Source organism: Pantoea sp. PNA 14-12 (assembly GCF_004364735.1).
Taxonomy (GTDB): domain Bacteria; phylum Pseudomonadota; class Gammaproteobacteria; order Enterobacterales; family Enterobacteriaceae; genus Pantoea; species Pantoea stewartii.
In genome coordinates this window covers 248,490-269,311 of the sequence record NZ_SOAJ01000005.1, presented here as the reverse complement: position 1 = coordinate 269,311, position 20,822 = coordinate 248,490, and the positions used below count along the sequence as shown (strand labels likewise).

The following is a 20,822-nucleotide window of genomic DNA, read 5'->3' as shown; positions in this document are numbered from 1 at the left end:
TCAATTTGTGAATTGAATGAAGCGTTTAATGTTTGGTTAAGGTTACGAGCGTATCATTTGGCATCGTTATGAAGTGAATATTTTTCTAATATTTGACTTCACGATCAGAGGTCAGTGTACTTTGCCTCTTTTCGCGGATTTTAACGGAAAAAAATGAGCATAAGATTACATTTTGGCTGTTTTCATATTTCAAACTTATCCTCTTTCTTCTGGAAAAAAGGCAAAACAGTTTAAGGACATTACTTAATGGCGTTTCTTCCGTTTTCTCGTCCTTCTTTAGGCGAGACTGAATTGTCTGCAGTGCGTGAGGTCTTTGCGTCTGGCTGGATTACGACCGGGCCGAAGTGTGCTGAACTTGAGCGCGCATTTTGCCAGTTAACCGGCAATCAACACGCTATTGCCGTCACGTCTGCTACTGCCGGTATGCACGTCATGTTAATGGCGTTGGGCATCAAAGCCGGTGATGAAGTCATCACACCTTCCCTGACCTGGGTTTCTACATTAAATATCATCACGTTACTTGGTGCGACGCCGGTGATGATCGATGTGGATATCGATAATCTGATGGTGACCCCTGAAGCTATCGAAGCGGCGATTACGCCGAAAACCAGGGCGATTATCCCTGTCCATTATGCGGGTGCGCCTGCGGATATGGACGCGATCTATGCTATCGGCCAACGCCATGGCATTCCGGTCATTGAAGATGCCGCGCATGCGGCCGGTACCCACTACAAAGGTAAACACGTGGGTGGCCAGGGAAATGCTATTTTTTCCTTCCATGCCATCAAAAACATGACCTGCGCAGAAGGTGGTCTGGTCGTCACCGACGACGCGGCTCTGGCCGATCGCATTCGCAGCCTGAAGTTTCATGGTCTGGGCGTCGACGCGTTTGATCGTCAAACACACGGTCGTCAGCCGCAGGCAGAAGTGATTATGCCGGGCTTTAAATACAATCTGCCGGATATCAGCGCGGCCATTGCGCTGGTTCAGCTGGAGAAGCTCCCCGAAATCAATCAGCGTCGCGCGGCGATAGCGCAACGTTACCTCGATGCCCTTAAAGATACGCCGTTTAAGCCTCTTGTTCCGCCCGCCTGGCAGCATCAGCACGCCTGGCATCTCTTCATTATTCGCGTTGATGAGCAGGCGTGCGGTATGACCCGTGATGCACTGATGCAGGCGCTGAAAGAGCAGGACATCGGCACGGGGCTGCATTTCCGTGCAGCGCATACGCACAAATATTACCGTGAGCATTATCCGCATTTATCGCTGCCTGCCACTGAGTGGAACAGCGAGCGTATTTGTTCCATTCCGTTGTTTCCCGACATGACTGACGATGACGTTGAACGCGTTATCAGCGCACTACGTGGACTGGCTGGGGTTTAAATGTTCGACGATAAAAAGATTGAAAAAGTATCGGTAGTCATCCCGGTTTACAATGAGCAGGAAAGCTTACCGGCATTGATTCAGCGTACCGATGATGCCTGTAAGAGCCTGAACCTGGACTATGAAATTCTGCTGGTCGACGACGGCAGCCAGGATGCGTCCGCGACGATGATCGCCGATGCAGCCTCACTGCCCGGCAGTCATATTGTCGCCGTTTTGCTCAACCGTAACTATGGTCAGCACTCCGCGATTATGGCGGGATTCAGCAATGTCAGCGGCGATCTCATCATCACGCTGGATGCCGATTTGCAAAACCCACCCGAAGAAATTCCCCGTCTGGTGGCCGCCGCTCAGGAAGGCTATGACGTTGTCGGCACGGTACGCCAGAATCGTCAGGACAGCTGGTTCCGTCGTCAGGCATCACGCACCATCAACCAGATGATCCAACGTGTGACCGGTAAATCGATGGGGGATTACGGTTGTATGCTGCGGGCTTATCGCCGTCACATTATCGATGCCATGCTTAACTGCCATGAGCGCAGCACGTTTATCCCGATCCTGGCTAACACCTTTGCGCGTCGTACGATTGAACTCCCGGTTACTCACGCAGAACGTGAACACGGCAGTTCGAAGTACAGCTTTATGCGCCTGATTAACCTGATGTACGACCTTGTCACCTGTCTCACAACCACACCACTACGCATGCTAAGTGTACTGGGCAGCCTGATTGCGATTGCAGGTTTTGCGTTCTCCGTGATTCTGATTCTGCTGCGGCTGTTTCTGGGCGCAGCCTGGGCTGGCGATGGTGTTTTTATGTTGTTTGCCGTCCTGTTTATCTTTATCGGCGCGCAATTTATCGGCATGGGACTGCTGGGTGAATACATTGGTCGTATCTACAACGATGTACGTGCCCGTCCACGCTATTTTATTCAACGTGTTATCAATCCTCAGAAAGACCGTTCTGTACAGGAAACCGAGTAATGAAAACTATCGTCTTCGCTTATCACGACATGGGTTGTGCGGGCATTAATGCGCTGTTGAAAGCAGGCTTCACTATCAGCGCCATCTACACCCATGCCGACACGGCGTCAGAAAATCACTTTTTTGGCTCAGTGGCGCGAATTGCGGCTGAAAATTCAATCCCGGTTTATGCTCCGGATGAGGTTAACCATCCGCTGTGGATCGATCGCATTAAATCAGCAGAACCTGATGTTATTTTCTCCTTCTACTACCGCAACCTGTTGTGTGACGACATTCTGAACTGCGCGAAGCAGGGCGCTTTTAACCTGCACGGTTCACTGCTGCCAAAATACCGCGGTCGTGCGCCATTAAACTGGGCGCTGGTGAATGGCGAAACGGAAACCGGTGTGACCTTACACCGCATGGTGAAAAAAGCCGATGCGGGTGAAATCATCGCGCAACAGCGCATCGCCATTGCTGAAGAAGACAACGCGTTAACTCTGCACCGCAAACTGGTTGACTGCGCCAGTGAGCTGCTGGAAAGCACCTTGCCCGCGATGAAACAGGGCAATATCGTCGGCAAGCCGCAAAACGAAGCGGAAGCCACGGTTGTGGGTCGCAGAACACCAGAAGATGGTCGCATCAACTGGAGCCTGCCTGCTAAGCAAATCAATAATCTGGTCCGTGCCGTTACCGATCCATGGCCGGGCGCGTTTGCGTTTGCCGGCACCACAAAGTTTGTGGTCTGGAAAGCCAAAGTTTTAACGACCGCGCACAACGCTCGTCCGGGAACCGTGCTGTCAGCCGATCCTTTTGTCGTGGCTTGTGGTGAAGGCGCGCTGGAAATCCAGACGGGGCAAACCCCGAACAGCGTTTACATGAACGGTGTTCAGCTGGCGCAACATCTGGGCATGGTAAATGGCGCACTGCTGTATTCTCAGGCTGTGGCCGCCGTGAAGCGTCGCACCCGCGTGTTGATCCTGGGTGTTAACGGCTTTATTGGTAACCATCTGACCGAGCGCCTGCTGCAGGACGACAACTTCGAAGTGTTTGGCCTGGATATTGGTTCCGACGCGATCAGCCGCTTTGTTGGTCATCCGCGCTTCCAGTTTGTTGAAGGCGATATCAGCATCCACTCAGAGTGGATCGAATACCACATTAAAAAATGTGACGTCATTCTGCCGTTGGTCGCTATCGCCACGCCGATTGAGTATACCCGCAACCCGCTGCGTGTCTTTGAGCTGGATTTTGAAGAAAACCTCAAAATTGTTCGCGACTGTGTGAAGTACGGCAAACGTATCATTTTCCCGTCAACGTCCGAAGTGTATGGGATGTGTACCGACAGCAACTTTGATGAAGACCACTCGAACCTGGTCGTCGGTCCGATTAACAAACAGCGCTGGATCTACTCGGTTTCCAAGCAGCTGTTAGACCGGGTCATCTGGGCTTACGGTGAAAAAGAAGGTCTGCGCTTCACCCTGTTCCGTCCGTTTAACTGGATGGGTCCGCGCCTGGACAACCTCAATGCCGCGCGCATCGGAAGTTCGCGTGCCATTACCCAGTTGATTTTAAACCTGGTGGAAGGTTCGCCTATCAAGCTGTTTGATGGTGGCCGTCAGAAGCGCTGCTTTACAGATATCAGTGATGGTGTTGAAGCCCTGTTCAGAATTATTGAAAACAAAAACAATAACTGCGACGGGCAGATCATTAACATCGGTAATCCAGACAACGAAGCGAGTATCAAAGAGCTGGCAGAACGTCTGCTGGAGAGCTTTGAGCGTCACCCGCTGCGTGCCAGCTTCCCGCCGTTTGCCGGTTTCCGTGAAGTGGAAAGCAGCAGCTATTATGGCAAGGGCTATCAGGATGTTGAGCACCGTAAGCCTTCGATCCGTAATGCAAAACGCCTGCTGGGCTGGACACCTGAAGTGCAAATGAATACGACCATCGATAACACTCTCGACTTCTTCCTGCGCACCGTTGAGCTTCAGGACGATAAGGCATGAGGAAAGTCGGTCTACGTGTCGATGTCGATACCTGGCGCGGGACAAAACTTGGCGTGCCCGCGCTGATTGAGGTCTTCAAAAAACACGATGTCCAGTCATCCTTTTTCTTCAGTGTCGGGCCTGACAACATGGGACGCCATTTATGGCGTCTGATGAAGCCGCGCTTTCTGTGGAAAATGCTGCGCTCACGCGCAGCATCGCTTTATGGCTGGGATATCCTGTTAGCCGGGACCGCCTGGCCAGGAAAACAGATTGGGGCAGGGATGCGCGATATTATCCGCATGACGGCCGATTACCATGAAGTTGGCCTGCACGCCTGGGATCACTTCGCCTGGCAAACGTGGGCAGGCGTCTGGAATGAAGAACAGCTTATTCAGCAGATTGCGAAAGGACGGGATGCGCTGGAGGCCATTATCGGCAAACCTGTCACCTGTTCCGCCGTGGCGGGCTGGCGCGCGGATGGTCGTGTTATTCAGGCCAAGCAAACATTTGGTTTTGCGTACAACAGCGATTGCCGCGGTACCGCGCCTTTTCGCCCACTGTTGAGAAATGGCGAGCCGGGTACGGTACAGATCCCCGTGACGTTACCCACCTGGGACGAAGTGGTCGGTCCCACGCTGAGTGCTGAACGGTTCAACGATTACATCCTGGAACAGATCCACGCCGATAAGGGCACCCCGGTGTATACCATCCATGCTGAAGTCGAAGGTATCAGTCAACTCAATGCGTTCGATACGTTGTTACAGCGTGCCCGCGAGCAGGGAATACAATTTTGCCCGCTGAGCGACCTCTTGCCTGACGACCTCGATACATTGCCTGTCGGCAAGGTTGTTCGTGGGCACATTGCTGGCCGGGAAGGCTGGTTGGGTTGTGAGAATTTAACAAGGTAAGCACCATGACTGCCACCAAAAAGACGGTACTACTGGTTTCACTTTTCGTTCTTTATTATTTACTTCCTCTGGAGTTCCGCAATCTCTGGCAGCCCGATGAAACGCGTTATGCCGAAATCAGCCGTGAAATGCTGCAAAACGGCAACTGGATTACGCCGCACTTCTTCGGTCTGCGTTATTTCGAAAAACCCATCGCCGGCTACTGGTTCAATACTGTTGGACAGGCCATTTTTGGTCACAATAACTTCGCCGTCAGGATTGGTTCGGTCTTTTCAACCCTGATGAGCGCCATCCTGATTTACTGGCTGGGTTGTCGCCTGTTTGCTCGCCGTAACGTTGCTCTCACGGCCAGCGTTATCTTTATGACCTCACTTCTGGTCTACGGTATTGGTACTTATGCCGTGCTGGATCCGATGCTTACGTTATGGATGGTTGCGGCGATGTGCAGCTACTGGTTCGCCAGCGAAGCGCAAAATGTGCGGCAACGTATCCTCCGTTATCTGATTTTGGGCTTAGCCTGCGGCATGGGCTTTATGACCAAAGGTTTCCTTGCCCTGGCGGTTCCTGTACTGGCGATCCTTCCATGGGCGATCTGGAACCAGCGTTTTCGGGAACTGGTTATTTATGGCCCACTGGCGATTGTCAGTGCGGCAGCCATCAGTGCACCCTGGGCGATTGCCATTCAGCAGCAGCAACCTGATTTCTGGCATTACTTTTTCTGGGTTGAGCATATCCAGCGTTTTGCCGAAGACAACGCACAGCATAAGGCCCCTTTCTGGTACTACCTGCCAGTGCTGATTGCCGGCGCGCTGCCCTGGCTGGCGTTGTTACCGGGCGCACTGCGTTCAGGCTGGACCCAACGCCAGCAGTCCTCAGGTGGTGTTTATCTGTTGAGCTGGGTCGTGATCCCCTTGGTGTTTTTCAGCATTGCGAAAGGGAAACTGCCGACGTATATCCTGCCTTGCTTTGCGCCGCTGGCGCTGCTGATGGCTGACTATGCCTGGCGTAAAGTGGGTGAGAACACGCGCGTCTTTAAAGTCAACGCCTGGATCAATATCCTGTTTGGCGCGATCTGTGTGGTTACGTTGCTGGTCGTGCTGGCACCCTGGGGATTAAGCCATCGTCCGCTCTATGGCGCACATCAGCTGGTTGCACTCATTATGGCCGTGATCGCGTTTGCGGGCTGGGCTGTCGCGGGGGCTTTCAGCCTGAAATCGCCACAACGCAACTGGCTGGCCGCCGCGCTTTGCCCTTTGGCGCTGGCGCTCTGTGTCGGTTCGGCAATTCCGGAAAGCGTTGAGAATACCAAGCAACCCCAGGTCTTCATCCGCAGTATTGAAAACAGCCTGGCGAACAGCCGCTATATCTTAAGTGATAATTCCGGCGTGTCGTCAGCCATCGCCTGGACGCTGAAACGCAGCGATATCATTGCCTACAGTCAAAAGGGCGAGCTGCAGTATGGTCTTAGCTATCCCGATGCCCAGTCTGCCTATGTCAGCAGCGAGGATTTCCCGCAATGGCTTCAGGCGCACCGTAAGCAGGGCAATGTCTCGTTGATCATGATGCTGGAACGCGGTGAAGCGACACCCACAGATTTACCGCCAGCGGATGCGGTCTATCGCAACGGTCGGATGCTGTTACTGCAATACAATGCGGCTAACTGATCGTGAGTTTATTATTGGTGCTGCTGACCAGTTTACTCACCTGCGCAGGTCAGCTCTGTCAGAAACAGGCGGCACGGCAAACAAACAGGGCTAACCTGGCCGGCTGGCTGCTGGCCAGTCTTATCATGTTAGCGCTGGGGATGGTGGCCTGGTTGCTGGTGCTGCAGCGTTTGCCGGTAAGCCTGGCCTACCCGATGCTGAGTATTAACTTTATTCTGGTTGCCCTGGCCGCACGGTTTATCTGGCGTGAAAAAATGACGCCTCTGCAATGGGCTGGCACGGTACTGATTGTCGCAGGCGTCGCCCTGATAGGGAGCTACGCATGAAGGGTTATTTGCTGGCCTTATGCAGCGTTTTGCTGGTGACACTCGCTCAGTTAATGCTGCGCTGGGCGATGCTTCAGTTGCCCAGTTTGCAGGCCGTATTGATGCAGCATCCCGTGAACTGGCTGCCGCTGCTGATTCTGTGTGGCGGACTGACTGCTTACGCCTGTTCGATGGTGAGCTGGTTCCTGGCACTGCGCCATCTGCCGCTCAGCCGGGCCTATCCGTTGCTGAGCATCAGCTATGTACTGGTCTGGTTGATGGCAATCAGTCTGCCGCTGTTCGCTGAGCCTTTTCATACAGGCGCGATGGTCGGCGTCATGTTGGTGCTGGCAGGATTACTCTGTATGTGCATTAAGCCGCAAAAAACCGACTGAAATGACATGGCCGGAACCGGCATCGTTACAAAGCAGGGCAACAAAATCAGTTCAGGATACGTGTTGCACCGCTCTTTTCAGCCAACCACAGTGACGTCGGCAACTTGCCGGCGTCACTGTTTCCGGTATCAGAACGTTTCCCAGTTGGCTTCAGTTACGCTGGACTGGCGTGCAGACACCACGACTTTAGGTGCTGCGGACGATATACCCTGACTGGCCACCACACTTTTCTTGTTACTGGGTACCCGGAATACAGCAACCGTTTTTTCCAGCGCTTCTGCCTGTGATTCCAGTGAGCTGGCAGCGGCTGAGGACTCTTCAACCAGCGCGGCGTTTTGTTGCGTCGTGGTGTCCATCTCTGTCATCGCCTGGGCGATCTGCGATATGCCACGATTCTGCTCGTCCGAGGCTGCCGCGATTTCGCTCATAATATCTTTAACCTGGGTCACCGACAGCACGATCTCGTCCATTGTCGTTCCCGCCTGATCCACCAGGGTCGAACCTTCATTGACGCGATTCAGTGAATCGCGGATCAGCGTCTCAATTTCCTTAGCCGCAACAGCGCTGCGCTGCGCCAGGTTTCTGACTTCGCCAGCGACAACGGCAAAACCACGCCCTTGTTCGCCGGCACGGGCCGCCTCCACGGCAGCGTTCAGGGCCAGAATATTCGTCTGGAAGGAAATACCGTTAATGACACTGATAATTTCGCCAATCTTACCTGAACTGGTCGTAATGCCTTGCATGGTGGTGACAACGCTTCGGATGATCTCACCGCCGCGTCCGGCATTGGCAGAAGCCTCAGTAGCGAGTTGGCTGGCGTGATGCGCGTTTTCCGCATTCTGTTTCACGGTGGAGGTTAACTCTTCCATACTGGCCGCAGTTTGCACCACGGCGGCAGACTGTTGCTCGGTCCGGGAAGACAGATCCATATTGCCGGCAGCGATTTCTGAAGAAGCCCGAGCCACGCCGTTCACGCCGTCGCGTACATGGGTAATGATGTTTTGCAGGCTGTCGTTCATCACGCTGACGGCCTGCATCAATTGCCCCAGTTCATCACGACGAGCCGTGGACAGTGAGGCGGTCAAATCGCCTTCCGCTATGCGTTTGGCTACGCTGAGCGTTTCTTTCAACGGAACCGTAATGGAAAGCGTTATTCGCCAGGCGATCAGCAGACTAAGCAGCACACAAATCGCGGCGACAATCGCAATCTGCGTTTCCGCTTTGTGTAACGCATTTGCGGATTCGGACGCCTGATAGTTAAAAAGCTCCGCAACGGACGTATTCAGTTTTCCGGCGGTGATGTTCAGTTGTTTCGACGCGGTTGTTTCTACCGCCACGGCTGACAGATAGTCAGTAAAGGCCTGCCTGAGCTGCGCCAAATCCGTTTTCTGCGTCGCCAGCACTGCCTGGATATCCGGGACAGACAGCGCGAACAACTGCGCGCGCAACTGGGTAACGGTGGAAATGTTGTCGCTGATTTCACTTTTACTGGATTCGGTCGGTTTGTCGACAAAACGCTCTACATCACCGGCGATCTCTTTCAGTATCGATGCTAAGCGCAACACCTGAAGCATGGCCTCAGGCTGAGCGGGAATCGTGATACCATCAAGCCGCTGACCGACAGCCAGCAGATCATTGTTTTGAATGAGGGAGGCGGCAGCAAACGTTTTTTGCGAGGCATTATAAAAAACCTCGCGGTGCGTCTTGTAGTTTTCCAGTTCGTTTGCGGCAGTAGTAAGTGTGTTTTCGCCCTGACTGTCCCAGCTAAACGTCTTAAGTCTGTTTACCTGTGCTGTTAAATCGTTCAGCGCTTTTGCGTTAACCTGCGCATAGTGTTCGTCTTTCGTGTACTGATAAAGCAGCCGGCTGGTTCGTGCTTCACCGAGTGTGTTGACAAAATCGACAGTAATGTCCTGTTTTTGCGCATTCTCCTTAATGGTTTCAAAGCCTTTAAACGCTAACAGTGCGATGGTCAGGGTTGCAACTATCAGCACAACAAAACTGAGCCCCAGCTTTTTCCCCATTTTCATATCGGAAAACGTACGCGTAATAAACATAATTCCACCCTGATAGCCGGTAAGGGAAATAATTTGCAGCGAGAAACAGGCTTCTACTGCTTAATAAAACTTATCGACTGTCACGTTGAAAACTTTAAAGACGTTTTGAAATAAATCCTCACAAATAAGGAGATGATGCATTTCCATTGTTTTAAAAGGAAAATTTAAACTTTAAGCGTCATTAATAAAGCTCATGATAATTAGCTTGCGAATAATCAGAGGCGAGTTCTGTCTGACGTTTTTTATCTTTAATGGCGATATGAGAATAAAAAGTTTACTGTTTCAAACTTCCATAAATTTATAATTTTATAATTATATTCAATGCTTTAATTAGTGAGTTGATTGATTTTCCACTGATTATCCGCTCAACTTGTTGACTAAATATTAACATTGAAGCGGCGCGGTTAGGGTGGCCATAATGATAGTGTATGTATTCTAATGATTTATGACCTTCAACCCTGAGTGTGTTTATAATTTGTATTAGTTAATTACAGAGATTAACTAATGTTTCACAGACACTTCATTATTGAGAGGTGCGTTTAATATGATTAATCTTTTTCAACTATTTGGAAACAGGCTAACCAAACATGCAATATATGACCTTTCTGCTGGCCGCCCTTATTTTTAGCGGCTCCGCTGCTGCTGCGCCTGCAGCATCTCAACCTGTCTCTCTGCTCTCACGCGCACTGCATGAAAGAATGCTGCTGATGAAAGACGTCGCAGCGTTCAAAAAAGTGCATAACAAGCCGGTTGAAGACCTGACCAGGGAAAAGGATGTGCTGGCAGAAGCGCAGGAAAAATCGGCTCAGGCCGGGCTGGATCCCCAATCTGTTACCGTCTTCTTTCAGGCGTTAATGGATGCCAGCAAAGCGATTCAGTATCGCTACATGGCGGACTGGCTGGCCAAACCTCAGTCGGTCCCACCGGCTAAAGATCTGGCTGAGTTGAGAAAGCAAATCAATCAGTTAGATGAACAAATTCTGCAAGCGATTCATCAGCAACTGTCGCAGAGCAGTTTTTCGAAAGGCGATTTAACCTCTCTTCATCACCAACTGGATGTGCAACATCTGAGTGGGGATGATATTAATAACGTTTTACAGGGACTTGAGCAAATTAAACTAAAGCGGTAACGTGCCGCAAGCGCACACGCGTTAAATAACGAACGACTTCTCATTATATCTGCATTGCAACATCACGCCCGTCCTGTCAGGCGGGCGATGCTGTTTTCACTTCCTGGCTGTTCTGCCGGAAATCCCCTTTTGATACGCGCAGGTAATGCACTCATTCTGCTCGGCGTACGACTGTTTCTTCCGACAAAACTGCTACCTGAATCACATACGTAGCCAATACATGCTTCCTGAAAACCTTACAGATGATAAGGTTTTTGGCGACTGAATTCAGGATTGTTACTGGTCGACAGGCAAAACCTGAACGCGATATGGGATAACCCATTAAGCGTTCAGGTTTTTTTTGGCCTGAAGAACAGGCAACACCCTAACAAACTGAACATTCCCCATTTTCACATATGTATGTTTATCAGGATGTAAAGAAAGATGATAAATGCTCGCTACAAGCAGTATGTACTCGCGCTTTTGCTGGTTTCACCGCTATCAGTTGGCCAGGAATGGAATGGTACGGTATTAGGTTTTGACGCTTCTCCCGCTCCCATGCTGGGCGATATGTTGGGTATTCGTAACATCCTTAATGATAACGGTTTTACCTACAATCTGGGTTATCTGAACGAAATCGGCTGGAATGCTGGCGGGGGCTACCATCAAGACTCGCATGTGGCTTATATCGATCAGTTTGCGTTGACCTTCACTCAGGATTTGGCGCGCTGGACAGGTATTCCCGATGCACGAATTGAGGGGAATATCGTCAATCGTAACCACAATGATGACCTCACCACCAGACGCGTGCAGGATCCGCGAGTGAATATCAACGACCTGACGCAGGAAAGCTGGGGCGGCCAGTCCATTACCCGTTTGGGCTGGCTGACCTTTGCGCGCAGTTTTGACGATCGCCGCATCACCTGGCGAATCGGGATGATGAATAAAGTCCAGACCTTCGATCAGATCATTCCCTGTGACTTCCAGCTACTTTCCCAGTGCGGCGGCAAGTCGGCTAACGCGCTCACCTGGCATAACTGGAACGTCCACACCTGGGGCACAACGCTGGCGTATAACGTGACGCCGGCCCTCACATTAAAGGGGGGAGTGATGGAGCAGAACCCGGATGCCTCCAGCCGTCATCATGCCTGGAGCGGGTCGACGAAGGGCAGCAAAGGCATATTACTTCCGGTTGAAATTGAAGCGCGCCCGATGATCAATCATCTTCCCGGAGCGTATAACCTGGGCGTGGTATTCACCAATGCGCCACAAACGGATCTTTATCACGGAAGATCGGGTGGGGCAGGGGCAACAGACCCAGAAGGTTATACACAACGCAATCGTACCTGGTTTGTGTACGCCGGAATGAATCAGCAACTCACGCAGCATAAGGACGATTCGAATCGTGGGTTAAGTGCCTCCGCCAGCATGAGCCTTGCCGACCAGCGTACCAATTATATTCATCAGGTTTATGCCGCCTCAGTGCGCTATCGGGGACTGTTTGACGCACGACCGGAAGACTGGATGGGTCTTGGTCTCAGCTGGATTGATATGAGCACTGGCTATGCCCGAAATCAGCGCTATATGAATACACTTAGCGGGCTGAGTGATCATAACAATCCGATGTATCATCCGGTACCGGGCCATTCCCTGAACGGGGAGTTTTACTATCGCTTCCGTCCTCTGTCGTGGCTGGAGCTACAGCCGGGCATACAGTACTGGCACCATCCGGGCGGCGTATCGCACACGCAGGATGCCTGGGTCACCACGCTGAAAACCGCGGTAACTTTCTGACCCCACAGCAAAAGTACGATATGTGTCACGTTTTTTACGCATGATACGGATAGGTTGCAATTGAAACTGATAGAGTTCCCTCACTGGATTGTGACTGCTAAAAGCAGGCAAAACCTGATTTTCTGGCTTCTGCCGGATGTCAGGTTTTTTTGTTTCTGGGGTTCCGATGAAAATCGCCAAAATTCTTAATAACAATGTGGTGGTTGCTCTGGATGAGCGTGGGTCCGAACAGGTTGTCATGGGGCGTGGGCTGGCCTTTCAGAAGCGCGCAGGGGACACGCTGGAAACCGCACTGATTGAAAAGGTGTTTGCGCTGCAGAATGACGTGCTGGTGCGTCGGCTAGGGGAACTGCTGAGTCAGATCCCACTTGAGGTGATGACGACCTGTGATCAGATCATCAGGCTGGCAGGACAACGGCTGGGAAAGCTGCAGGATAGTTTGTATATCACCTTAACCGACCACTGCTACTTTGCGATTGAACGGCAAAAGAAAGGGCTGGCAATCAAAAATGTGTTGCTGTGGGAAATTAAACGTCTCTATCCCAGAGAATTTGGGCTGGGTCAGGAGGCGAGGGCCATTATTGCCCGACGTCTGCATGTCGATTTGGCCGAGGATGAGGCGGGATTTATTGCTCTGCATCTGGTTACGGCCCAGTTGGACAGTGAAATGCCTGAAGTGATGCATGTCACCAGGATCATGCAGGAGATCCTGCAACTGGTGAAGTATCAACTGCACCTGGAGTACGACGAAGAGTCGCTCAGCTATCAGCGTTTCGTTACTCATCTGAAGTTTTTTGCCCAGCGAATGCTGACCCGCACGGTGGTGCAGGATGACGATGTGTCTTTGCATGCGGCGGTGAAAGACAATTACGGCATGGCCTGGAAATGCGCCGGAAAAATCGCTCAGCACCTGAATAAAAACTATCAGCGCGAGCTGACAACCGAAGAAATCATGTTTCTCACCCTCCATATTGAGCGGGTGAGAAAAGAGGGGCGTTAAGCCTCAACACGGGATTGTTACTGCATTACGCAGGCAAAACCTGAGTGCGGCCTTCTGACGAAGGACGCCCTCAGGTTTTTTTTTAATTCAACAGGTGGCTACAGGCACCGGATGTAAGGAAAACGAGATGGAATACCAGGCTTTAGCGAAGGATATTCTCAGCCACGCTGGCGGAAAAGAGAACATCATCAGCCTTGTGCATTGCGCAACCCGGCTTCGTTTTAAACTGAGAGACAAGCAGAAAGCAGATGCCGAGGGGCTGAAGAACAACCCGGATGTGATTATGGTGGTAGAAAGCGGCGGCCAATTTCAGGTCGTCATTGGGAACCATGTCCATGACGTCTGGCAGGCGGTGCGCAACGAGGCCGGGCTGACTGATGACGCGCCTGTCGTGGAGGAAAAGGGCGACAAGGGCACCTTATCTGGCCGCCTGATCGACATTGTCTCCGGAATTTTTACGCCATTTATCGGCGTCCTGGCGGCCTCTGGTATCCTCAAAGGGTTACTGGCGCTGGCAGTGGTCTGCGGTTGGCTCACCACGGAAAGCGGCACCTATAAAATATGGTTCGCCGCCAGCGACGCGCTGTTCTTCTTTTTTCCATTAGTGCTGGGCTACACCGCTGGGAAAAAGTTCGGCGGTAATCCTTTTATCACCATGGTCATTGGCGGCGCGCTGACCCATCCGATCATGATCGCTGCATTCAACGCCAGCCAGCAGCCGGATGCGGTGACCGAGGCGTTTCTCGGCATTCCGGTGACCTGGTTTAACTACAGCTCGTCCGTAATCCCGATTATTCTTGCCGCGTGGGTAAGCTGCTGGCTGGAAAGACAGAGTACGAAGCTGCTGCCATCCGCGATGAAAAATTTCTTCGCGCCGCTCATTTGCCTGGGCGTGACGGTCCCCCTGACTTTCCTGGTGATTGGCCCACTGGCAACCTGGCTCAGCCAGATGCTGGCAAACGGTTATCAGTGGATCTATGCACTGGCACCGTGGCTGGCGGGCGCGGCAATGGGCGCGCTCTGGCAGGTCTGCGTCATCTTTGGTCTGCACTGGGGGCTGGTACCGTTGATGATCAACAACGTGGCGGTGCTGGGCCACGACTCTATGTTGCCGATGCTGCTGCCTGCGGTCTTCGGTCAGGTGGGTGCGGCGTTAGGGGTCTTCCTGCGCACCCGCGATGCGCGTCAAAAAATGCTGGCCGGATCGTCCGTGACGGCAGGGATCTTCGGCATTACCGAACCCGCGGTCTATGGTGTCAATCTGCCGCTGCGCCGCCCCTTTATCTTTGGCTGCGTGGCGGGAGCTGTCGGTGGAGCTATTGTTGGCTTCAGCGATACCCACGTTTATTCGTTTGGCTTTGCCAATATTTTTACCCTCGCCCAGATGATACCGCCGGGCGGCGTGGATGCCACGCTGTGGGGCGGCCTTTTCGGCACAATGGTGGCACTGGTCCTGAGTTGCGGCCTGACGTTGGTCGCCGGGATGCCAGCGCGCGCAACGCCTAACGGGCACGCATCAGCAGGCAAAAACACGGTGTTATCGCCGATGACCGGCACCGTTCTGGCACTTGACCAGGTGCCGGATACCACCTTCGCCAGCGGCCTGCTGGGCAGCGGTGCCGCTATCATTCCGTCTGATAACAACGTCGTTGCCCCTTTCACCGGCGTTGTTGCCTCGCTTTTTCAGACCAAACATGCCATTGGCCTGCTCAGCGACAGCGGCATTGAAGTATTGATTCACGTGGGCATCGACACCGTGAAGCTCAATGGCATCCCCTTTACCGCTCACGTGAAGGTAGGTGACAGCGTGCAGCCGGGCGATCTGCTGCTGGAGTTTGATCGTCAGGCAATTATCGATGCCGGTTACGACCTGACGACCCCGATTATTATCAGCAACAGCGACGAATATCGCGAGGTAGCGACCGTGACGGCAACATTCGCCAATGCCGGTGTACCGCTAATCTGCGTAAGCCATCAATAACAGGAGAACATAATGAAGACTTTCCCGGATGATTTTTTATGGGGTGGGGCGTTAGCCGCCAACCAAACAGAGGGCGCTTATCTGGACGATGGAAAAGGGCTGTCAACTTCTGACGTTCAGCCACAGGGGGTTTTTGGTCCGGTGGTAGAGCGCGTCGCGGGAGACAGCAGTATCAAGGATGTGGCTATCGACTTCTATCACCGCTATCCGGAAGACATCAAACTCTTTGCTGAAATGGGTTTTAAATGCCTGCGTGTTTCGATTGCCTGGACGCGTATTTTCCCGAACGGTGATGAGCAGCAGCCGAACGAGGCAGGGCTGGCTTTTTACGACATGCTGTTTGACGAACTGGCCGCACACGGTATCAAGCCGCTTGTCACGCTGTCACATTATGAAATGCCATGGGCGCTGGTAAAGCAGTACGGCGGCTGGGGAAGTCGTCAGACTATCGGTTTTTTTGAACGCTACGCCTGCACTGTGTTTGCGCGCTACAAAGAGAAGGTGAAGCTGTGGCTGACTTTCAACGAGATCAACATGTCCTTGCACGCGCCGCTGACTGGCGTTGGTCTGCCGGAAACCAGCAATAAAGGCGAAGTGTACCAGGCAATCCATCATCAACTGGTCGCCAGCGCGCTGGCGGTAAAAGCCTGTCATGACATTATTCCTGATGCCAGAATCGGCAATATGCTGTTGGGCGGCCTGGTATACCCGCTGACCTGCAAGCCAGAAGACGTGCTGGAAGCGCTACAGGAGAACCGCAGCTGGCAGTTCTTCGGTGACGTGCAGTGCCGCGGTGCCTACCCGGGCTATATGCTGCGCTTCTTCCGTGACAACGGTATTCAGATTGACATCACCGATGCCGACCGCGAGGCGCTGACATCAACGGTCGACTTTATCTCGTTCAGCTACTATATGAGCGGCTGTGTCACCACCGATGAGGCGTTAAATCAGCAGGCACGGAGCAACATCCTGAGCATGGTGCCAAACCCGCATCTGGCAAGCTCCGAATGGGGCTGGCAGATAGATCCTGTCGGTCTGCGTACGCTGCTCAACGTGCTCTGGGATCGTTATCAGAAACCGCTGTTTATCGTGGAAAACGGCCTGGGTGCGAAGGATAAACCTGACGCGGACGGCGTAGTGCAGGATGACTACCGCATCAGCTACCTTAATGACCATTTAGTACAGGTGCGCGAGGCGATTGATGACGGTGTAGAGGTGATGGGCTATACCAGCTGGGGGCCCATCGATCTGGTCAGCGCCTCCAGAGCCGAGCTGTCCAAGCGCTATGGTTTTATTTATGTTGACCGCGATGACAATGGGAACGGCACGCTGGCGCGCAGCCGCAAGAAAAGTTTCTGGTGGTATAAAGAGGTTATCGCCACCAGTGGTGCATCGCTGGCACCCTGATCCCGCGCGAAAGGGTGAGTCAACTGAACTCGCCCTGACGTTCCTGTGCCGCTACAGACCGGAACGACGGTGCTCATGCGGCCCGCGCGCAGGCGTTGATGACGTTGTCGTTTTTGCTGAATGCGGCCAACAGATGAATCCGTTGATAGCGCCACTGACAGGGATCGTAGCGTAGATGATGAGGCGGCCTCATCGCCGTAAGGGTGAGTCATAAAGCCTGTCTGAGGTATATCGACGAATGAAAAACGTGGGTTAAGCGGGTGATGGCGTTGGCCGCTTAACCGTCCGTCACTGCTCTGTCTTACTGCAGGCAGTCTATATATTTTTGTGCTGAGCGGTTCACCACCTGCTTCGCGTCAGACGCAATATCGCGCCCTTCAAACGCACTATAAAGTCGATCAAAGGCAAAGGGGGTCAGACGCTCGGTTATTGTCCTGATGTTGTCCGCCGGTAAAGGCAGCATGTTGGGATAACTCCACATGAAGGACACAGCATTTGCCCCCGGCGCAACCTGAATAATATCGCCAGACAACAGGATGCCTTCATTTTTTGCCCAGTGCAGTACCGTGCCGCCCGCGAAGTGGCCACCCAGCCGCAACAAACTTATGTCAGGGAGAATAGTCAGGACATCGCCATCCCATAACTGCAGATGTGGGCTGTCACGCACAATCCATTCGCTGTCGCTGGCGTGGATATACAATGGCGCATCAAATATTGCTGCCCAGTCTTGCATGTTGCTGTAATAGTGGGGATGTGAAATCGCAATTGCGTCGATACCGCCCAGCGCACGAATGATATCGACGGTGGCGGCATCAAGGTTAGGTATGCAGTCCCACAGCACGTTGCCCTGTTGTCCTTTAATCAAAAACGCGCGCTGGCCGATGGCAAAATCAGGCACAGACTGCAGGCTAAACAATCCCGTTTCAGGTTGCTGCCATTTATTGCTGTGCGCGGCATGGAGCGCTTCACTGGATGTCCATTGTTGCCCTGAAGCCGGCACGTACTGACGTTCATCTTCGCAAATTATGCAGTGGGTTGTTTCCATCTGCGAGTAGGCGGTTCCGCATGTGACACAGATCTTTGTCATCCTGTTCTCCCCCGTTAATGTCTTAGATTCATTGTAGAATCTGCATCGGAAGCAGGTTTCCTTTTGTGCTATGCGCGGCGGTTTTGAGGTTGCTAACCCTGATGGCTATAGACAAAAAAATCTTCATCTTGCATAGCAAACTGTGCCACCGGGTACATGCCAAGGCGTTGATGGGCCTGAATTGAACGGCTGTTTTGCGCCTGAATAAATAACACAGGTGCGCCCTGTTGATACTGGCACATGTGGTGATAAAGGCGTTTTAGTAATCCCTTTCCCCGTTCAGCCTCACTGATACAAACCGGGCCGTAGAGCCAACAGTGCCACCCCGGTGGCCACGCATGAAGCATCGCGTTAATCATCTCGGATTCGTGCTGAGTGGGAATGGCGCTAAATAATACGCCGGTAATCGCCTCATCGCGCTGGGCAACCACTGTCCTGGCACCGGCGCGACGCAGCATCCCTTCAACTTTATCGGCAGGAAAATCCCCATTCAGTGTGCCGCCGCGTCCGGCCGAGTTTGCCTGAAGCAAGGCTGTAATTCCGGCCAGATCGTGCAGGGTCGCCAGTCTGATAACCGAGCGGTCAGAATTCACCACAGCTTACCCCTTCGATTCGTCACGGCGGTACAAGGTCCATTCCTCGATATGTTCACCCGAAGGCAGGATACAGTAGCCCACTTCACCCGTTGGCGTTTTTACAATATCGCTTTTTCCGCCAACGGCCAGACAATGCTGTGAGGCAGGATTGGCGAGGCCTGATGTGCGGGTGCGATGATCCGGCGCACAGCCCACGACCAAAATTGATGTTAAAACCAACAAAAATTGCCGCATAACCACTCACTTTTAATCCGTCAGAAACGCCATAGTATATTCCAGACGTGGCGTGAAAACGCACTTAGCCATCGAAAAGAGGAACGACAATGTCAGACAAGCCGTTAAAAATGGTTACCTTACTGGGCAGCCTGAGAAAAGGATCGTACAACGCGATGATTGCGCATGCGCTACCGCAACTGGCACCGCAGGGCGTGGTGGTAGAAGCGCTGCCGTCAATCCGGGATATTCCACTTTATGATGCGGATATCCAGCAGGAAGCAGGCATTCCAGATACCGTCACGGCGCTGGCTGAACAGATCCGCCAGGCTGATGGCGTCATTATCGTGACCCCTGAATACAACTACTCCGTTCCTGGCGGACTGAAAAATGCCATCGACTGGTTGTCTCGCGTGCCCAATCAGCCTTTAGCCGGTAAGCCCGTGGCGATTCAAACGAGTTCAATGGGTGCTATCGGTGGCGCTCGCTGTCAGTATCATCTGCGGCAGATTTTGGTTTTTCTGGATGCGATGGTGTTAAACAAACCGGAATTCATGGGGGGCGTTATCCAGAATAAAGTGGATGAGCAGGCCGGAGAGGTGATTGAACAGGGTACAAGAGAGCATCTGGCTAAGCAGTTAGCGGCATTTAGCGACTTCATTCGAAAGGTGAGCTGACAAACCGCCGCAGAGTGATAAGAACCACGCCTGTAACAGGCGTGGTTCCTGAATTGGCTCTTAACGCAGTAACGACAGCATCGTCTGTGGCACCTGGTTGGCCTGCGCCAGTACCGAGGAACCTGCCTGCTGGAGGATCTGAGCACGTGACATATTCGACACTTCCGTCGCGTAGTCCGCATCCTGAATACGGCTGCGGGCAGCAGTCAGGTTGGTGACGGTGTTGTTCAGGTTGCTGATGGTGGACTCAAAACGGTTCTGAGACGCACCCAACAGGCTACGCTGACTGTCAACGGCTTTAATCGCTTTATCAATATCTGCCAGCGGTGTGCTGCCAGATGCTGTACCGCCCGATCCACCGGTAACGGCACCTTTCAGTACGTCAAAGCCGATAGCCGCGGTGCTGCGGGCTGTACCATTCACTGTCTGACCGGTTGTTGAACTAGTGTTTTGCACATTACCAGAAGAGGCGTTACCTGCTGCGGCCAGGTCAAAACTGTCACTTGAACTGATGGTAATTCCGATCGTTTGGCCATCCTGCGCACCAACCTGGAAGTTGTAGGTGGTGCTGCCTGAACCGGTGTTCAGTACTTTGAGTCCGTTAAAGTCGGTCTGCTTGGTATCGCGGTCGATTTCCTGCATGCGCTGGTTAACTTCAGCCTGAATCGAATCGATATCCGAAGCAGAGTTGGAGCTGTTCTGCGCCTGAACGGTCAGATCGCGGACGCGCTGCAGGTTGTTGTTTATCTCATCCAGCGCACCTTCCGCTGTCTGAGACAATGAAATACCGTCGTTCGCGTTACGCGCAGCAACGGTCAGACCGTTGATGTTTGACGTAAAACGGTTTGCAATCGCTTCACCCGCGGCATCATCTTTTGCGCTGTTAATACGCAGGCCCGATGACAGACGTTCAATAGCGGTACCCAGAGAAGACTGAGACTTATCCAGGTTATTCTGAGTGATGAGCGACAGAACGTTAGTGTTAATCACTGACATGATAAATTCCTTCTAAGGAGAACGTATGATTTACGCATTATTATTATCGAAACGAAACCACAGAACTTTAATTAAAAAACGCCAGATAAGATTAATTCGTGAATAGCAGAAGTGCCGTTTTAAGCGAAAGGAAACGCCTGCGGTATCCTTGTAAAAAAGAATTATTACCACACATCAAATACAACCAAATTACTTAATTCCTTAACCTTAAAAACTTTTTGTTACAGCATTTAATATTAAATAGCACGGATAATTAAATATCAGAAAAAGTCCCTGATGCCAGGCGGTTGCCTTATTTTCTTCCT

General features: G+C 52.3%; 18 protein-coding genes. 13 read left to right on the top strand and 5 right to left on the bottom strand.

Annotated elements, in window-relative coordinates; genetic code table 11:
* Window positions 1-246: 246 nt before the first annotated feature.
* From arnB to arnF, 7 genes are read left to right on the top strand one after another with little or no spacing between them, the layout of a single operon-like run.
* Window positions 247-1,383 carry a UDP-4-amino-4-deoxy-L-arabinose aminotransferase gene (gene arnB, locus C7434_RS17950; RefSeq protein ID WP_006121948.1) on the top strand — a complete coding sequence of 379 codons (1,137 nt, stop codon included), beginning with the start codon at window positions 247-249 and terminating at the stop codon, window positions 1,381-1,383.
* On the top strand, window positions 1,384-2,364 hold the full coding sequence (gene arnC / locus C7434_RS17945; protein ID WP_033742463.1) for an undecaprenyl-phosphate 4-deoxy-4-formamido-L-arabinose transferase: 981 nt from the start codon (window positions 1,384-1,386) through the stop codon (window positions 2,362-2,364).
* On the top strand, window positions 2,364-4,346 hold the full coding sequence (gene arnA, locus C7434_RS17940; protein ID WP_006121946.1) for a bifunctional UDP-4-amino-4-deoxy-L-arabinose formyltransferase/UDP-glucuronic acid oxidase ArnA: 1,983 nt from the start codon (window positions 2,364-2,366) through the stop codon (window positions 4,344-4,346). The genes arnC and arnA overlap by 1 nt, the downstream gene beginning before the upstream one ends.
* Window positions 4,343-5,236 (top strand): 4-deoxy-4-formamido-L-arabinose-phosphoundecaprenol deformylase, encoded by an 894-nt coding sequence (gene arnD, locus C7434_RS17935; protein WP_033742466.1) that lies wholly within the window; start codon window positions 4,343-4,345, stop codon window positions 5,234-5,236. The genes arnA and arnD overlap by 4 nt, the downstream gene beginning before the upstream one ends.
* A gap of 5 nt (window positions 5,237-5,241) precedes the next feature.
* Window positions 5,242-6,900 (top strand): lipid IV(A) 4-amino-4-deoxy-L-arabinosyltransferase, encoded by a 1,659-nt coding sequence (gene arnT / locus C7434_RS17930; protein ID WP_033742468.1) that lies wholly within the window; start codon window positions 5,242-5,244, stop codon window positions 6,898-6,900.
* Window positions 6,901-6,902: 2 nt separating this feature from the next.
* Complete coding sequence (gene arnE / locus C7434_RS17925) at window positions 6,903-7,226, top strand: 4-amino-4-deoxy-L-arabinose-phosphoundecaprenol flippase subunit ArnE (RefSeq protein ID WP_033742470.1); 324 nt, start codon at window positions 6,903-6,905, stop codon at window positions 7,224-7,226.
* On the top strand, window positions 7,223-7,600 hold the full coding sequence (gene arnF, locus C7434_RS17920) for a 4-amino-4-deoxy-L-arabinose-phosphoundecaprenol flippase subunit ArnF (protein ID WP_006121942.1): 378 nt from the start codon (window positions 7,223-7,225) through the stop codon (window positions 7,598-7,600). The genes arnE and arnF overlap by 4 nt, the downstream gene beginning before the upstream one ends.
* A 128-nt stretch (window positions 7,601-7,728) precedes the next feature.
* Here arnF and C7434_RS17915 read toward each other — a convergent pair whose 3' ends face one another.
* Entirely contained in the window at window positions 7,729-9,657 is a 1,929-nt protein-coding gene (locus C7434_RS17915) for a methyl-accepting chemotaxis protein (protein ID WP_033742473.1), read from the bottom strand.
* A 587-nt stretch (window positions 9,658-10,244) separates the two neighbouring features.
* On the opposite strand from C7434_RS17915, the gene C7434_RS17910 reads away from it, so the two are divergent.
* From C7434_RS17910 to ascB, 5 genes are all read left to right on the top strand, one after another.
* Entirely contained in the window at window positions 10,245-10,787 is a 543-nt protein-coding gene (locus C7434_RS17910; protein ID WP_033742476.1) for a chorismate mutase, read from the top strand.
* A gap of 537 nt (window positions 10,788-11,324) precedes the next feature.
* Entirely contained in the window at window positions 11,325-12,560 is a 1,236-nt protein-coding gene (locus C7434_RS17905; protein WP_226374678.1) for a carbohydrate porin, read from the top strand.
* Between the two features lie 166 nt (window positions 12,561-12,726).
* Window positions 12,727-13,560 carry a transcriptional antiterminator BglG gene (gene bglG, locus C7434_RS17900; protein WP_033742480.1) on the top strand — a complete coding sequence of 278 codons (834 nt, stop codon included), beginning with the start codon at window positions 12,727-12,729 and terminating at the stop codon, window positions 13,558-13,560.
* A 127-nt stretch (window positions 13,561-13,687) separates the two neighbouring features.
* Entirely contained in the window at window positions 13,688-15,541 is a 1,854-nt protein-coding gene (bglF, locus tag C7434_RS17895) for a PTS beta-glucoside transporter subunit IIABC (protein WP_033742482.1), read from the top strand.
* 12 nt (window positions 15,542-15,553) lie between these two features.
* Window positions 15,554-16,948 (top strand): 6-phospho-beta-glucosidase, encoded by a 1,395-nt coding sequence (ascB, locus tag C7434_RS17890; RefSeq protein WP_033742485.1) that lies wholly within the window; start codon window positions 15,554-15,556, stop codon window positions 16,946-16,948.
* Between the two features lie 301 nt (window positions 16,949-17,249).
* Here ascB and C7434_RS17885 read toward each other — a convergent pair whose 3' ends face one another.
* The 3 genes from C7434_RS17885 to C7434_RS17875 form a co-directional block, all read right to left on the bottom strand.
* Window positions 17,250-18,035 (bottom strand): MBL fold metallo-hydrolase, encoded by a 786-nt coding sequence (locus C7434_RS17885; RefSeq protein ID WP_033742487.1) that lies wholly within the window; start codon window positions 18,033-18,035, stop codon window positions 17,250-17,252.
* Between the two features lie 92 nt (window positions 18,036-18,127).
* Window positions 18,128-18,631 carry a GNAT family N-acetyltransferase gene (locus tag C7434_RS17880; RefSeq protein ID WP_033742488.1) on the bottom strand — a complete coding sequence of 168 codons (504 nt, stop codon included), beginning with the start codon at window positions 18,629-18,631 and terminating at the stop codon, window positions 18,128-18,130.
* 3 nt (window positions 18,632-18,634) lie between these two features.
* Window positions 18,635-18,853: a DUF333 domain-containing protein gene (locus C7434_RS17875; protein WP_226374665.1), complete on the bottom strand. Its 219-nt coding sequence runs from the start codon at window positions 18,851-18,853 to the stop codon at window positions 18,635-18,637.
* A gap of 101 nt (window positions 18,854-18,954) precedes the next feature.
* On the opposite strand from C7434_RS17875, the gene C7434_RS17870 reads away from it, so the two are divergent.
* A complete protein-coding gene (locus C7434_RS17870; RefSeq protein ID WP_033742489.1) occupies window positions 18,955-19,521 on the top strand; it encodes an NADPH-dependent FMN reductase in 567 nt (188 codons plus the stop codon).
* A gap of 60 nt (window positions 19,522-19,581) precedes the next feature.
* Here C7434_RS17870 and C7434_RS17865 read toward each other — a convergent pair whose 3' ends face one another.
* Window positions 19,582-20,517, bottom strand: a complete 936-nt coding sequence (locus C7434_RS17865) for a flagellin (RefSeq protein ID WP_006121927.1) — start codon at window positions 20,515-20,517, stop codon at window positions 19,582-19,584.
* Window positions 20,518-20,822: the final 305 nt, after the last annotated feature.